The sequence below is a fragment of the Pseudooceanicola pacificus genome (assembly GCF_009789075.1).
Taxonomy (GTDB): Bacteria; Pseudomonadota; Alphaproteobacteria; order Rhodobacterales; family Rhodobacteraceae; genus Pseudooceanicola; species Pseudooceanicola pacificus.
The window spans coordinates 403,452-418,479 of the sequence record NZ_WNXQ01000001.1; the positions used below are offsets into that span (position 1 = coordinate 403,452).

At 67.1% G+C, this 15,028-nt stretch carries 11 protein-coding genes; 3 read left to right on the forward strand and 8 right to left on the reverse strand.

Features of this window, described 5'->3' with window-relative positions:
* Window positions 1-120: 120 nt before the first annotated feature.
* Entirely contained in the window at window positions 121-774 is a 654-nt protein-coding gene (locus GLS40_RS01895; protein WP_160380905.1) for a peroxiredoxin, read from the reverse strand.
* 171 nt (window positions 775-945) lie between these two features.
* Between GLS40_RS01895 and GLS40_RS01900 the strand changes: the two genes are divergently transcribed.
* The 3 genes from GLS40_RS01900 to GLS40_RS01910 all read left to right on the forward strand — a co-directional run bounded on the left by GLS40_RS01900 (window position 946) and on the right by GLS40_RS01910 (window position 4,890).
* On the forward strand, window positions 946-2,385 hold the full coding sequence (locus GLS40_RS01900; protein ID WP_160380906.1) for an aldehyde dehydrogenase family protein: 1,440 nt from the start codon (window positions 946-948) through the stop codon (window positions 2,383-2,385).
* A gap of 754 nt (window positions 2,386-3,139) precedes the next feature.
* Window positions 3,140-3,781, forward strand: a complete 642-nt coding sequence (locus GLS40_RS01905; protein ID WP_160380907.1) for a hypothetical protein — start codon at window positions 3,140-3,142, stop codon at window positions 3,779-3,781.
* A gap of 68 nt (window positions 3,782-3,849) precedes the next feature.
* Window positions 3,850-4,890, forward strand: coding sequence for a phosphotransferase (locus GLS40_RS01910; RefSeq protein ID WP_328598863.1), 1,041 nt, complete (start codon window positions 3,850-3,852; stop codon window positions 4,888-4,890).
* Here GLS40_RS01910 and GLS40_RS01915 read toward each other — a convergent pair.
* From GLS40_RS01915 to GLS40_RS01945, 7 genes are all read right to left on the reverse strand, one after another.
* Entirely contained in the window at window positions 4,887-8,231 is a 3,345-nt protein-coding gene (locus GLS40_RS01915; RefSeq protein WP_235905738.1) for an efflux RND transporter permease subunit, read from the reverse strand. The genes GLS40_RS01910 and GLS40_RS01915 overlap by 4 nt on opposite strands.
* Window positions 8,232-8,250: 19 nt before the next feature.
* Entirely contained in the window at window positions 8,251-9,435 is a 1,185-nt protein-coding gene (locus GLS40_RS01920; protein ID WP_160380908.1) for an efflux RND transporter periplasmic adaptor subunit, read from the reverse strand.
* Window positions 9,436-9,589: 154 nt separating this feature from the next.
* Window positions 9,590-10,051, reverse strand: coding sequence for a hypothetical protein (locus tag GLS40_RS01925; protein ID WP_160380909.1), 462 nt, complete (start codon window positions 10,049-10,051; stop codon window positions 9,590-9,592).
* A gap of 433 nt (window positions 10,052-10,484) precedes the next feature.
* A complete protein-coding gene (locus GLS40_RS01930) occupies window positions 10,485-11,723 on the reverse strand; it encodes an agmatinase family protein (protein WP_160380910.1) in 1,239 nt (412 codons plus the stop codon).
* On the reverse strand, window positions 11,720-12,472 hold the full coding sequence (locus GLS40_RS01935) for an ATP-binding cassette domain-containing protein (RefSeq protein WP_160380911.1): 753 nt from the start codon (window positions 12,470-12,472) through the stop codon (window positions 11,720-11,722). Before GLS40_RS01935 ends, GLS40_RS01930 begins: the two co-directional genes overlap by 4 nt.
* A gap of 445 nt (window positions 12,473-12,917) precedes the next feature.
* Window positions 12,918-13,730: an ABC transporter permease gene (locus tag GLS40_RS01940; RefSeq protein ID WP_160380912.1), complete on the reverse strand. Its 813-nt coding sequence runs from the start codon at window positions 13,728-13,730 to the stop codon at window positions 12,918-12,920.
* Between the two features lie 179 nt (window positions 13,731-13,909).
* The gene (locus GLS40_RS01945; protein WP_160380913.1) at window positions 13,910-14,971 is read right to left on the reverse strand and encodes a putative urea ABC transporter substrate-binding protein; all 1,062 of its coding nucleotides are present in this window, start codon (window positions 14,969-14,971) and stop codon (window positions 13,910-13,912) included.
* Window positions 14,972-15,028 lie beyond the last annotated feature (57 nt).

Consider the following 15,028-nt stretch of genomic DNA (forward strand, 5'->3'; position numbering starts at 1 on the left):
CAACTGCCGTCTATTGTGTTCGGGCGGACGTTATTCGCATCCGCAACATTCAGGCAATCGACAAATGGCCGCTGCCGGGGCAGGCCCGTCCCGTATGCCGGAACGGGCCCGGAACCGTTCTCAGGCCGGGGCCTTGGCGAAGCGCAGGTAGGGCAGCTTCTTGTCCAGCTTGCCGTATTTCGCTTCGGCTGCCGCATCGTCCAGCGACAGGGCCACGATCACGTCGTCGCCCGGCACCCAGTTGGCCGGGGCGGCAATCGGTTTCTCATAGGTCGCCTGCAGCGCGTCCAGCGCGCGCAGCACCTCGCCGAAATTCCGGCCGATGGTCATCGGGTAGGTCATCATCAGCTTCAGCTTCTTGTCCGGCCCGACGATGAACACGGAACGCACCGTGGCGCTGTCGTTGGGGGTCGGGTTGTCGGGCAGATAGGCCTCCGACGGCAGCATGTCGAACAGCTTGGCCACTTCCAGGTTCTTGTCCGCGATGATCGGGAACCCGGCCTTGGCGCCGGCAAAGCTTTCGATGTCACCCTTCCATTTCACGTGATCCTCGGCGCTGTCGACCGAGATGCCGATGACCTTGGTCCCGCGCTTGGCCCATTCGTCGGCCAGCTGGGCCACGGCGCCGAATTCGGTGGTGCAGACCGGGGTGAAATCCTTGGGGTGCGAAAACATGATCGCCCAGTTGTCGCCAATGAAATCATGGAACTTGATTTCGCCCTGGTCGGTCTCGGCGGTAAAGTTCGGGACGGTGTCGTTGATGCGCAGTGCCATGTGAGTCCTCCGTATGGTTCCGCGTTCCTCGCCACCCTAGATAGACGGCACAAGGCGGCTTTGCACCCCCCCGCCGCTTGCACAGGCATGGGCGGAGTGACACAGTGTCGCCAGACTCGCGGAAGGTCCGCTCGCATTGCGGAAATCTGCGGATGGAAAAGGGAGAATACCATGATCGAGAAACGCCAGTTCTATATCGATGGCGCCTGGGTCGCGCCGAAGGATGGCCGCGACCACAATGTCATCGACCCGTCGACCGAAGAGCCCTGCGCGGTGATTTCGCTGGGCGGCCAGGGTGACGTGGACGCTGCCGTTGCCGCCGCCAAGAAGGCCTTCCCGGCCTGGATGGCGACCCCGGCAGAAGAGCGCATCGCGCTGGTCGAGAAGTTCCTGGAAATCTACACCGCCCGCGGCGCGGAAATGGCCGAAGCGATTTCGACCGAGATGGGCGCCCCCATCGACATGGCCAAGACCCAGCAGGTCGGCGCCGGGATGGGCCACACCAAGAATTTCATCCGCGCGGCCAAGGAATTCCAGTTCAACCGTCCGCTCAGCGAGAAATCGCCCGACACGCGGATCATCTACGAGCCGATCGGCGTCTGCGCCCTGATCACGCCGTGGAACTGGCCGATGAACCAGGTCACGCTCAAGGTCATCGCGGCCCTGATCGCAGGCTGCACCATGGTTCTGAAACCTTCCGAGGAAAGCCCGCTGAACGGTCTGCTCTTTGCCGAGATGATCGACCAGGCCGGATTCCCCAAGGGTGTGTTCAACCTGGTGAACGGCGATGGCGCGGGCGTGGGCACCATGCTGACCACGCATAAAGATGTCGACATGGTCAGCTTCACCGGCTCGACCCGGGCCGGCATCGCGATCTCGAAAGCTGCCGCCGAAAGCCTGAAGCGCGTGCACCTGGAACTGGGTGGCAAGGGCGCCAACGTGATCTTCGAGGATGCCGACGATGCCGCCGTCAAGCGCGGCGTGCTGCACATGATGAACAACTCGGGCCAGTCCTGCAACGCGCCCAGCCGGATGCTGGTGCAGCGCGGGGCCTATGACAAGGCGGTGGAAACCGCGGCCGAGGTTGCCGGCATGGTCAGCGTCGGGTCGGCCCATGACAGCGGCCGCCACATCGGGCCGGTGGTGAACGAGACCCAGTTCAACAAGATCCAGGACCTGATCCAGAAGGGCATCGACGAGGGCGCGCGCCTTGTCGCCGGCGGCACCGGGCGGCCCGACGGGCTGAACCGCGGCTTTTTCGTCAAGCCGACGGTCTTTGCCGACGTGACCAACCAGATGACCATCGCGCGCGAAGAGATCTTTGGCCCGGTCCTGTCGATCATTCCCTTCGACACCGAGGAAGAGGCTGTCGAGATCGCCAATGACACGCCCTATGGCCTGACCAACTATGTCCAGACGCAGGACTCGGCCAAGGCACAGCGCATGGCGACTTCGCTGCGGTCGGGCATGGTCGAGATGAACGGCCAGCCGCGCGGGCCGGGCGCGCCCTTCGGCGGCATGAAGGCATCGGGCAACGGCCGCGAAGGCGGTGTCTGGGGTCTGGAAGACTTCATGGAGGTCAAGGCCGTTTCGGGCTGGGCGGCCGAGTAAGCGCCCCGGGGCCACTCCGGCCCCGCAACGATTCCGAACGCCACAGGGGGCAGCCAGCGGCTGCCCTTTGTCATGTCGTGATGCCGGATTTGCCCGAAGGGAAAGACAGGACGGCGCCCACACCCTGAGGTGCGGGCGACCGTCCGGGTCGGCAAGGCCACCTCTTACTCTTCACCAAACAACCGTGCACATTGCCGCTTCGACTTCATCGGCGAACCGAATGCGGCGCATAAGCCCTGCACGCAGAGGTGATGTGGTATTCCGGGACAACCAACGGATGCGCACACCAGATTGACACTGTTAACAAATCATTACCCAAGAAACACAACAACTCGTAACCACGGCAAACTTGCCGCTATATCTAGGTGTGCAGGTCCATTCGTGCCCACGTTTCCCGACCCACATCCTAACATTTGTCGGACATTGTGTTCCAAATGTGACCAGCATTTTGCGAATTGAGGTTCCGCTCTGGTTGCAAAAGGTACTATCGGAAAATGCCCCACTAAACGATTGAATACACCCCAGAAATCTTGCCACATTTTCAATCCGCACTTTTGCACACCCGGCGTTGCACGTTTCGGGCAGCTTGGGAAAAACACTCCGGGATAGTTGATTTCGACAATCAGTTTCCTCCGATCCGTCCTCATGCTCATGGAAGGCGGAACATTTTTCACCGGGACAATCCGCCCCGGCTCGCTTAGCCTGATCTTGTCCGGAAGCGGACAGGGGTGATTCTGACAGTCGGAGAGTGGATTTGGCGGCGAGGTCCGACCGGGAAGAATGGGCTGCGCTCTCGCTTGTGCTTGCGTGGGTCTGCGCGGCCTGGGGCATCGTGGTGATGGTCGGGGGCTGGCTTTTGAACCTGGACATCCTGCTGGGTCTTGCGCCCGGGTTCCGCATGGTTCCCAGCACCGCCCTGTGCTTCATCCTCCTCGGCTTCGGGCTTGGGCTTGCCTGGTCCTGCGAGCCGTCGCGGGCCAAGCTGGCCTATCGCATCGGCTATGTCGTCGTCGCCATCGCGGTTGCGAACCTGGCCACCTTCATCGTGCGTGACCCGGCCGGGCTGGACCGGGTGCTGATGCCCTGGATCGGGCCGCTCGACATGATGTCGCCGGCGACCTCGATCGGGATGCTGATGGCCAGCTACTGCCTGTTCGCCGTGATGGCGCCGGACAATCCCGATCCCGACGGCATGCTCTATTTCTCGGTCCTCGGCGCCTCCACCGGCTTCGGTGTCGTGGCGGCCAGCCTGCTGGACCCGCTGGCGCTGGTCGATTTCAACTTCTTCCGGTCGATGTCGGTCTACACGGCGATCCTGTTCGTGGTGTATTTCGTCGCCATCCTCGCCTACCCGGCCGAACGGCTTGGACGGGTGGTCTATCGCCGGCGCATCTGATCCGGCATTGCCTCGGGGCGCGGTTGCGGGATACACCGCCCCGACCCAGCAGACGAGGCATCCTCTCCGTGACAGGCCAATCCCAGGACAGCGATTTCGTGACCGTCACGGTGCTGAAACGCGATGCCTTTTCGGAAACGGTGACCGGGCATCTGGCCGGGGATCCCGCTACCCGCCTGGCCCTGCGCAAGCTGGACGAACTGCCCCTCTGGTCACGCCCCATCGCCCGCTTTCTGGCCCGGCGCGAGGTGCGCGCGCTGAGAGAGGTGCAGGGCATCACCGGCACGCCGCAGCTGTTGCGATCCGACCGGCAGGGCATCCTGCGCAGCTGGTCCGAGGGCACGCCGCTGCAACTGGCGCGCCCGGCCACGCCCGCCTTCTACCGCGACGCCCGCCGCCTGCTGCGCGAGCTGCGGCATCGGGGCGTGACCCACAACGACATCGCCAAGCCGCAGAACTGGCTGATGACGCCCGAGGGGCTGGCGGCGGTGATCGATTTCCAGCTGGCCTCGGTCCACCGGCGGCGGGGCAAGCTGTTCCGCGTGATGGCGCGCGAGGATCTGCGCCACCTGCTGAAGCAGAAGCGCGCCTTTGCGCCCCACCTGCTGACCCCGTCGGAACGGCGGATGCTGGACCGCAAGGCCCTGCCCGCCCGCGTCTGGATGGCCACGGCCAAGCCGCTTTACAACTACGTCACGCGGCGCCTGATGAACTGGTCGGATGGCGAGGGCACCGGCGACCGTCTGGAATACGACGGCCCGCCCATCGTGGCGGCCATCGAGGGGTCCGGCGCGGTGACGGGCTATTTCGTCACCACCTACGCCCTGCCCTCGCAAGGGGTCGGGGTCTATGTGTTTGCCGAAACCGCCCTGTCGCAGGCCGAGCTCAGGGCGCTGATCCCCGAGTCGAACGCCGACCTGGTGCAGCCCGTCGCCGATCTGCCGCGCACGCCCGAGGGGCTGGCCCGCGCCGATCTGCTGGCGCTGGTCGCCACCAACCGGCTGGACGAGCTGGAAGAGGCGCTGAAACGCGAACCCGACATGCGCGCGCCGATGGCGCCGATCATCGCGCACCGGCTGAACCTGACGGACCGGATCCTGCGCCGCTAGGCGGTGGCGGCCTGCATCTCGCGCGCCAGGCGTTTTTCTTCCTCGACCTTGGGCTTGGTGAACCGGGCCAGCAGCAGATAGGCCACCGGCGTCAGGTACAGGGTCGAAATCGTGGCCAGCCCCAGCCCGCCGACGATGACCCAGCCAAGCGCCTCGCGCGCCTCGGCCCCCGCGCCCGAGGACAGGATCAGCGGCACGCCGCCCAGCACGGTCGAGGTCATGGTCATCATCACCGGGCGCAGCCGGATGGTGGATGCCTCGAAGATCGCATCGCGCAGATCCCGGCCCTGGTCGCGCAGAGCATTGGCGAATTCCACGATCAGGATCCCGTTCTTGGCCATGATGCCGATCAGCATGACCAGCCCGATCTGGGAATAGACGTTCAGCGTCAGCCCCGTCAGCACCAGCGCGATGGCGGCGCAGGCCAGGCCCAGCGGTACGGTCGACATGACCACGATGGCCGAGATGAAGCTTTCGAACTGCGCCGAAAGCACGAGAAAGACCACCACGATGGCAAAGCCGAAGGTCAGCAGCATCCCGCCCGAAGTCTGGTCGAGCGTGGCCGCCTCGGCCAGGGGGACGATGCGGTTCTCCTCCGACAGGATCTCGTCGCCCAGGCGTTCGACCTCGTCCATCGCGCTGCCCAGCGACAGGGCCGGCGTCAGCCCGGCGGTGATCTCGACGGATCGGTTCTGCCCTTCGCGGTTCAGCTCGGGCGCGACGGCGCGTTCGGTCAGCCGCACGAAGGTCGACATCGGCACCATCTGCCCGTCGCCCGCCCGGATGAAGACGTTTTCCAGGTCCGAGGGATCGTTCACCGGGGTCGAGGTCGACAGCATCTGAATGTCGTAGCTGGTATTCTCGATGAAGACCTCGCCCACCGACCGCCCGTCGAGCACGGCCTGCAGCGCCTCGCCCAGCCCGGTGATGTCGATGCCCAGGTCCGAGGCGCGGGTGCGGTCGATCTCGATGAACAGCTGTGGCAGCGTGGTTTCGTATTCCAGCCGCACCTGCCCCATGGCCGGGTTCTGCGACATGGCGGCGGTCAGCCGGTCGGCCACATCGGCCAACTGGCTGTAATTGTTGCCGGTGATGGCAAAGGACAGCCCCCGCCCGGCGCCCCGGATGCCCAGGGAATTCGGCTGGATGGCAAAGGCGCGCACGCCGATCACGTTGCGCAGCCCGCGGTTGATGTCGCCGACGATCTCGTCCTGCGAGCGGGTGCGTTCGTCCCACGGGGCCAGCGACATGACCATGAACCCGCGCGAATTCGACCCGAAGCCGGTGATCGAAAAGACCGACACGATTTCGCCGCTGTCCCTGAGCGGGCCGAGGGTATCCTCGATCTCCTGCATCTTCGAGGTGGTGTAGTTCAGCGACACGCCCTGCGGCGCGGTGACCGACAGCAGGGCGACGGCGCGGTCCTCGCGCGGGGTCAGCTCCTGCTTGATGGCGCCCGACATCATGACAGCGGTCAGGGCAAAGAGCACGGCGATGACCAGGATCACCAGCGGCATGTTCAGCGACCAGCGCAGCGTGGCGGCGTAGAACCCGCCCAGCCGGTTGCCCAGCCAGACCATCGGCCCGCGTGGGTTGTGGTCGATAGGGCGGGTCAGCAGGCGGCTTGCCAGCACCGGGCAGAGCGTCAGCGCCACGACCGAGGACAGCATGACCGCGATGGCCAGGGTAAAGCCGAATTCGCGGAACAGCCCGCCCACCTGCCCCGGCAGAAAGGACAGCGGGATGAACACAGCCGCAAGCGTCGCCGTCGTGGTGACGACGGCAAAGAACACCTCTTGCGTGCCCAGCACGGCGGCGGCGCGGGGGCCCACGCCCATGCCACGGCGGCGGACGATGTTTTCCAGCACCACGATGGCATCGTCGACCACCATGCCCGTCGCCAGCACCAGCGCCAGCAGCGTCAGGATATTGACCGAAAAGCCGACAAGGTAGAGCGCGGCGATGGTGCCGATCAGGGCCACCGGCATGGTCAGCGCGGGGATCAGCGTCGCGCGGATGTCGCGCAGGAAGACGTAGATGATGGCGATCACGATGGCGACGGCCAGGATCAGCGTCAGCATCACCTCGCTGATCGAGCCGTTGATGAACTGCGCGTCATCCGAGGTGATGAAGATATCCACGTCCTCGGGCAGGGTCTGGGACAGCTCGTCCACCACACGGTGCACGTTTTCGGAAATCTCCAGCGTGTTGGATGTCGCCTGCCGGATCACGCCGATGCCGATGCCGGTCTGGCCGTTGGCGCGCAGCACCGTCTCGTTCGGTGCGGGGCCAAGCTCCACCTTGGCCACGTCGCCCAGCACCACGTTGTCGGCCACCTCCAGCGCCTCGAAGGCCTCGCTGGTTGCCACCAGCGCGGTGGTGCGCACGTTGATCGACTGGCGGTCCCCAGACAGGTCCCCCGCCGGCACGTCATAGGCCACGTCGCCAAGCGCGGCGCGCAGGTTGGCCAGCGTCAGCCCGCGCGAGGCAAGTTCGCGCTGGTCGATATCGACGCGAAAGATCGGTTCGCGGTCGCCATAGATCTGCAGGTCGGCCACCCCCTCGATCGAGATCAGGCGGTCCTCGACCCGGTCGGTCACGATGCGCGTCAGCTCTTGCGGCGAGCGGGTGGCCGAGGTGACGGCCAGGCGCAGCACCGGCTGAGCATTGGCATCGGCCTTGACGATTTCCGGCACCTCCGCCCCGTCCGGCAGGTTGTTGGCGATCCGCGCCATCGCGTCGCGCGTGTCGGTGGCAGCGACGTCCAGATCGACGTCGTCGCCGAATTCCAGGGTCACCCGGCTGCGCCCGTAACGCGAGTTGGACGAGATCGTGCGGATGCCCGACACCCGGCCCACCGCGCCCTCGACGCGCGAGGTCAGTTCCTGGTCCACCGTTTCGGGCGAGGCGCCGGCATAGCGGGTCGTCACCGTCACCACGGGCCGGTCGACATCGGGCAGTTCGCGGATCTCGACCCCCGCCAGCCCGGCGAGGCCCGCGATCACGATCAGGGCCGACAGGACCAGCGCCAGGATCGGGCGCTTGACGAACAGGGCGGTGCCGCCGCTGACGGCTGCGGCGGGCTCTTCCCCTGCCGGTTCGGGGCGTGTGGCGGCGACGGCAGGCGCCTCGGGGTCCGGCACCGGCGCGGTGCGGATGTCGGGCGCGGCCTCGGCGGGTGCGCGCGGGCGGGCGGGGGCCTCGTCGAAATCCCACAGGATCAGGCGTTCGGGGGGCGGGACCGGATCGTCCTCGGGGGCGGGGGAATGGGCCGGGGCCTCCAGGGTGACCTCGGGTTCGGGTTTCGGCGCGGGGCCGAACAGCTTGCGGAACCAGCTCATGCCCGGCGCACCCCCAGCGTCACAGCTTTTGCGTCGGCGCGGGGGTGGCGGCCCCCATCGCGGCCGCATCGCCCTCAACCGCGACATCGGCGCCGGGGCGCAGGGTCTGCACGCCCTCGATCACCACCCGGTCGCCGGGCTTCAGGTCGCCGCTCACCAGCACATCCGCCGCGTTGCGCTGGCGGATCTGCACCGCCACGCGCTGCGCCTTGCCGTCGCGCACGACCCAGACGAAGGCCCCGTCGCTGGACCACTGAACCGCCAGCGGATCGACCGAGGGGAACTGCTCCCCCGGAAAGGCCAGCGAGACCGACAGCGCCATGCCGTCGCGCAGGCGGTCGCCCTCGTTGGCGAGGCGGCCGAGCACGCGGATGGTGCGGCTGTTGCGGTCGATGACGTTGTCGATGGCGCTGACCTCGCCGTTGATCTTCACCCCGCCGAGCGCCAGCGGCTCGGCCGTCAGGGGCATGCCGGGCGACAGCTTGGGCAGCACCCGTTCGGGCACGCGAAAATCGATCAGGATCTCGCTGCGGTCAGCTATGACGGCCAGGTTGTCCTGGGCCGCGGTGCGGTCGCCGACCTCGTATTCCAGGATGCCCATCCAGCCCGAGATCGGGGCCACCACGGTGCGGCGCTCCAGGTCGAACTCGGCCTGGCGTACGGCCAGCTCGGCGGTGCGCAGCTCCAGCTCGGCCTCGTGCATCGCGACAACCGAAGCCGCGCCCGAGGAACGCAGACGCTCCAGCCGTTCGGCCGAGGACTGGGCGTCGCTCAGCATCAGGCGGGCGCGGTCCAGGGCGATGACCTCGGCCCGGTCGTCCAGCCGGAACAGGGTCGACCCTTCCTCGACATGCTCGCCCGGGGCAAAGCCGATCTCGACAATCCGGCCCGAGGCCTCGGCCTTGACGCTGACGGAGCGCACCGCGCGCCCGTCACCGATGGCCGTGATCCGGTCGTTCAGCGTGCCGGTGCCGACCTCGGCCGCGATCACCCGGGACGCGCCGCCGCCGCGCCGGGCAGAGGCCTGGGCGGGGGCCTCGGCCGCCTGGGCGGGGTCGATGCCCAGCATGTCGTAGATGCCCGCCTGTTCCAGCCAGGGCTGGGCGGCGGGGACATACATGATCCACAGCGCCAGGGTTCCCGCGATGACAACCGCGGCCACGATCAGCTGTCGCAGTCCGGACTTGAGCCATGCGATGAACATGGGAGGAGCCACCTTTCAGATGCCCGCGCGGGGGGCGTGAAGACCGCGGGAGCATAGCATCGGTCCCGCCATTTGCACCATATCTCTTGCTCAGGCCGCACATCCTCACGCAGCGGTGACCGCGCGTGTGCGGTACTGCATCCAAAGGGTGCAGTCAGCGCGTCTCGGTGCGGCTGCGCAGAAAATCACGGACATCCAGCAGGGATTTCTCGTCCATCGAGACATAGACCAGCGACATGTTGGTCCGCTCGCGCACCATGCTGCCGGGATAGGGCAGATAGCTCAGCTCGCGCGAGCCGAAGGAGGGCGAGGCGGTGCCGACCTGCCATTCGGTCTTCAGCTCGACATCCACCAGTTTCAGCGCGGTCTTGCCGCCCTGTCCGGGGCGCTCGAACGGGACTCCGGCGAGACGCAGATAGGCCGACTTGTCCGCCGCCTGCACGAAGCCGTCGATGAATTGCGTGGTCAGGACCTGCAGATCCGCCGCGTCGTCCTCGGGGTGGAGGTGCGAATGCAGGTGATCGGCGTCGTGGTGGTGGTTGTGGTCGTGCGGGTGGTGGTCGTGGCGATGGTGGCCGTAGTCGTGGGAATGCGAATGCGGGTGATCATGAGGCATGTCGTGGTTCCTTGATCAGGACAGAGGGGATCGGGCGCATTGGCTGCCCAGCATCCCGGCTGTCGGTTGCGTGGACCGCGCCCTGCCCTCCCGGCGCAGAGGGCCGCGCCCTCTGGGCGGGCGCGGCGAGACGGCGGCGCCGGGGCGGTTTGTCGTGGAAGCATCGGATGACGGGCCTGCTGCGCAAGACATCGCCAAAGCGCCCTTCCGCGCGGAGGGGAAGGCGCGGCCCGGGACTGGCCGCCCCGCGCCCAAGGGTTGAAATGCGGATGCCCGGGACGGGAAAGGCGTCGCCATCCGGCAGCCAGGGCCGGGGACTACCGGGCCAGAAGTGTTGCGCGGCAGGCAGGCCGACGGGCTGCTTGCCGGCCCGCACCCGGGCCGGGCCGCCGCGCCGGTCAGCCTCTCGCCAACCGGCCCTCCGATCCCGCCCTTACTTCGCATTCGACCAGCGTTTCCCCTCGAATTCGCCATGCGGGATGCTCACCGGCTTGTCGATATGCTGCTTGTGCTTGCCCAGCGTCCCGTTCGACACCATCGCCCCCAGCACATCCACGATCACCCGGGTGCCCAACAGCGCGGTGATGTCCGACGTGTCGTAGGGCGGCGAGACCTCGACCAGCTCCATCCCGCAGATGCCCTGCGCCGCGACCTTGGACGCCAGCGCCAGCGCCTCGCGCGGGAGGAACCCGCCAGGTTCGGGCCAGCCGGTGCCGGGCACGAAGCCGCAGTCGATCGAGTCTATGTCAAAGGACATATAGACCATGTCGACCCCGTCCCAGGCCATTTCCAGCGCCATCTCGGCGGTCTTGTCGACGCCCATCTTCTCCATGTCCGACATGGTGATGATATTGGTCTGCCGCTCGCGCGCGACCTTCACCGCCTCGCGCGGGACCTGCCAGCCGCCGATGCCCACCTGCACCAGGTTCTTGGCCGGCACGTTGGGCATGTTGGTGGCATGGAACCACGGGGTGGTGTGCATCCGCTCGTCCAGGTCCTTTTCCTGGATGTCGGCGTGACGGTCGAAATGCACGATCCCGATCTTCTTCGAGGTGCATTCCGCGATCCCCCGCACGCAGGGGAAGCCGATGGAATGGTCGCCCCCGATCATGATCGGCAGCGAGCCCGAGCTGAACACATGGCTCACCGCGCGGCTGATCTGGTCAAAGGACTTTTCCAGGTTCGCCGGGATCGTGAAGACGTCGCCCGCATCGCAGAGCGTCATCTGCTCGCGCAGATCGACCCCGATTTCATAATTGTAGGGCGTATAGAGCGCGCTGATCTTGCGCACACCCTGCGGGCCGAACCGCGTGCCGGGGCGGTAGGTCGTGCCGCCGTCGAAGGGGATGCCCAGCACGGTCGCGTCGTAATGCTGCACCTCGGTGACGTCCTCGGCATAGGGTGCCTTGAGGAAGGTGTTGATGCCCGCGTAATGCGGCAGCTCGCCCCGGGCGAAGGTGGGGATCGATTTGTCCTCGATGCTGTCCGCGCCGGTCAGGCCCATGCGGAGCGCCCATTTGCGTTCCTCTTCCCAGCGGTCGCCGGGGATGTCCTTTTCGGCCTGCATCGCCCGCCAGCCGCCCAGCTTGGTCAGGTCGGGATGGTGATGGCGCCGCTCGTCGCGGCCCATCAGGGCGGGGGTATGGGCGCGGCTGCGCTCGGTGCGTCTCATGCGGAAAGCTCCTCGGTCTTCTGGTAGGGATAGCCGCCGTTCCGGGCGTCGAAATCGTAGGTGATCGTGGCACCATAGGCCTCGGGCGCGTCCGGATCCCAGCGGGTCTTGTCAAAGACCAGCACCCGGTCGCCCAGTTTGAAGCCCTCGGCCAGATCGTGGGTGACCATGAAGACGGTCATCCCGGTTTCGGCGCGCAGCTCGGTCAGGAAGTCGTGCATCTGCAATCGCGTCCCCGGATCGAGCGCGCCAAAGGGTTCGTCCAGCAGCAGGATCCGCGGCTTGGCCTGCAGCGCCTGCCCGATGGCAAGCCGCTGCTGCATACCGCCCGACAGCGTCGCCGGATAGGCGCCGGCCACATGGGCAAGGCCGATCCTGTGCAGCGTCTCGTCGGCGCGCTGCAGGGCGGCGCGGCGTTCGGCCCCCGCGAACCGGCCCCAGCGGCGGGCAAAGCTTTCGCCCGCTACGATATTGTCGCGCACGGTCATGTGCGGAAAGACGGAATAGCGCTGGAACACCACGCCGCGCTCGCGCCCGGGCTCGCGGGCGGGCGGATTGCCGTCGATGCGGATGGTGCCCCGGGTCGGCTGCTCCTCGGCCAGCAGCAGGCGCAGGAAGGTCGACTTCCCGCAGCCCGAGGCGCCGACAATCGAGATGAACTCGCCCTCGGCCACATCCACGTTGACCCGCTCGATGATCGGGCGGGGGCCGTAGGACTGAAAGATGTTGCGGACCTCGACAAAGCTCATGCTGCGGGTTCCGGGTCGGGGTGGCGCGGGGCGCGGCTGACGTGTCGGACGGCGGGCCCGCTTGTCCCCGCAAGCGGCAAGGCGGGGCGGTCTGGTCTGTGCAGCGCCGAATGCTTCGCAAGGCCAGTACGCCACAACGCCCCGGCATCACGCGACGGCGCAGGGCCGTCGGCACACAGGAACCGCCCTTTCGCCCCGCGGCACGCCGGGCGGCGCCCGTCCGGCGCTGGCGCGCGTTCGGCCCTGAACCGCTCCACCGGAGCGTTTCCCAGACGGGCCCTCCCCCCGGGCGGGCGCCTGGCGATGTCCTGCGCCGCAAGACCGTCAATGCTGCTGTTGAGTGAACCGCCCAACACAAGCGGACCAAATGCCCTTCCACGGTCGGGCGCGGCCCCTGCCGCCTTGGCCGAGGCGTCGGCGCGGTGACACGTCAGGCTGGCACGCATCACAACCCCGCCCCCGTCCAGGGGAACGCCCGGCGCGACAGCGCCCTCAGCCCCCAGTCCATCAGGAAGGCCAGCAGCGTGATCCAGATCACGTAGGTCAGGATCACGTCCATCGCCAGATACCGGCGCACCAGGAAGATGCGGTAACCCAGCCCGCCCTCGGCGGCGATGGCCTCGGCCGCGATCAGGAACAGCCAGGCGGGGCCCAGCCCCAGACGGATCGCCTGGATCAGCCGGGGCATCACCTGCGGCAGCACCACCCGCGTTGCGATCACCCAGGTCGAGGCGCCCAGCGTTTCCGCCTTCACGATCATTTCGCGCGGAATTTCCAGCGTGCGGGCCGACAGGTCGCGGATCATCACAGGGGCGATGCCCACCACGATCAGCACGATCTTGGACATCTCGCCCAGCCCGAAGATGATGAAGAGGATCGGCAGCACCGCCAGCGGCGGCACCATCGAGACCACGGCGACAAACCCGCTCAGCGCCTTGCGGATATGGGGCAGCATGCCGATGGCCATGCCGAAGACCAGCGCCGACAGCGCCGCGATGCCGACGCCCAGACCCAGCCGCCGCAGGCTGTCCCAGGTGTCGTGCCAGAAGAGGATGCGCCCGGTCCGCCGGTCGCCCTGGCTGATCAGCCGGATCGCGGTGTCGAGGATGGTCGAGGGCGCGGGCAGCAGCTTGTCCTGCGGGTTCACTGCCAGGCGCATCTCGGACCCGATGACATAGGCCAGCAGCACGGCGGCAAAGGGCAGCATCGCCAGAGCGATGGCCAGCGGGCGGCCCGGGCGGCGGTTGATCAGGCGCATGCATATCCCCCCAGCCCGTACCGTGGCGCGGCGCGACAGCCCCCGGCCCCGGCGCGCAACAGGGCGGCCGGCCGGCCCGGAACCCCGGTCCGCCGCTGCCGCGGCACGGTGCAGCGGGCAGAAGCCCCCGCCGCGCCGCCGGTCGCGCGATATGCCGGATCAGGCCGCATGGCAGCCGCTCAGAGAGCGCCGTCCGCCGCCATCTGCGCATAGGTCGTGTCGTAGCGGAACTGCACATTGCCCGCGTCGCCCGTGGTCCCGCCATCGGGATATTCGACCCCGACGAAATCGGCCGAGGGCGCGCCCTCGCCCAGGATGCCCTTGTCGAAGAGGAAGTTCGCGACGGACACCATCGTCTCTTTCAGCGCGGGGTTCTCGGCAAAGGCCACCGCCTCGGCGGGATCGTAGAACATCGCCGTCGCCTCCAGCTGGCGCTTGTAGCCCTCCAGGTCGGTGCCCGCGGCCTCGGCCATCTCGGTCAGGGCGGCGTCGCCCTCGGGCGTGTCCGAGGACATCAGCGCCATCAGCTCGTACCAGGCGCCGGTCACGGCCTTGCCGAAATCGGGGTTGTCGGCCAGCGTCTGGGTGTTCACGAACATGATGTCGATGATCTCGCCCGGGATGTCCGCGCTGTCGTAGACCTTGTTGGCATCCGGCATCTCAAGGATCGTCTCGACCAGCGGGTTCCAGGTCACCACCGCCTCGACATCGTCGGTGCCGAAGGCCGCGACCATATCCGCGTCGGAGGTGTTGATCACGCCGCCCAGGTCCGCCTCGCCCAGCCCGACCTGTTCCAGCGCGCGCGCGAGCAGGTAGTGCGAGACCGAAAGCTCCACCAGGTTCACCGGCTTGCCCGCCAGGTCGGCCAGGCCGCCGTCGCCCTTGAGGATGATCGCGTCATTGCCGTTGGAATAGTCGCCCACGATCAGCGCGGTGCTGTCCACGCCGCCGCCCGCCGGGATCGACAGGGCGTCCATATTGGTGGCCGACACGCCGTCAAAGGCGCCCGCCGTGTACTGGTTGATCGACTCGATATAGTCGTTGATCTGCACGATCTCGACGTCGATGCCGTATTTCTCGGCCCATTTGTCCATGATGCCCGAGGTTTCGAGATAGCCCCAGGGCATCCAGCCGGCATAGATCGACCACGCCAGCTTGAATTCCGTCTTGGCCTCGGCCGCCGCCATCGACGCCGAAAGCGCCAGTGCAGCCGCAGAGGTGGCAAGGATAGTCCTGATCATGTCTTTTCTCCCCGTCACGTCCCGCCGCATGATGGTCGCCGGTCCGCTGGCGGAACT

Bases quoted from the DNA above. Each gene is read 5' to 3' on its own strand.
- GLS40_RS01930 (WP_160380910.1), bottom strand. From the start codon at position 11,723: ATGAGACGCACCGAGCGCAGCCGCGCCCATACCCCCGCCCTGATGGGC.
- GLS40_RS01895 (WP_160380905.1), bottom strand. From the start codon at position 774: ATGGCACTGCGCATCAACGACACCGTCCCGAACTTTACCGCCGAGACC.
- GLS40_RS01900 (WP_160380906.1), top strand. From the start codon at position 946: ATGATCGAGAAACGCCAGTTCTATATCGATGGCGCCTGGGTCGCGCCG.
- GLS40_RS01920 (WP_160380908.1), bottom strand. From the start codon at position 9,435: ATGTTCATCGCATGGCTCAAGTCCGGACTGCGACAGCTGATCGTGGCC.
- GLS40_RS01935 (WP_160380911.1), bottom strand. From the start codon at position 12,472: ATGAGCTTTGTCGAGGTCCGCAACATCTTTCAGTCCTACGGCCCCCGC.
- GLS40_RS01945 (WP_160380913.1), bottom strand. From the start codon at position 14,971: ATGATCAGGACTATCCTTGCCACCTCTGCGGCTGCACTGGCGCTTTCG.
- GLS40_RS01925 (WP_160380909.1), bottom strand. From the start codon at position 10,051: ATGCCTCATGATCACCCGCATTCGCATTCCCACGACTACGGCCACCAT.
- GLS40_RS01915 (WP_235905738.1), bottom strand. From the start codon at position 8,231: ATGAGCTGGTTCCGCAAGCTGTTCGGCCCCGCGCCGAAACCCGAACCC.
- GLS40_RS01940 (WP_160380912.1), bottom strand. From the start codon at position 13,730: ATGCGCCTGATCAACCGCCGCCCGGGCCGCCCGCTGGCCATCGCTCTG.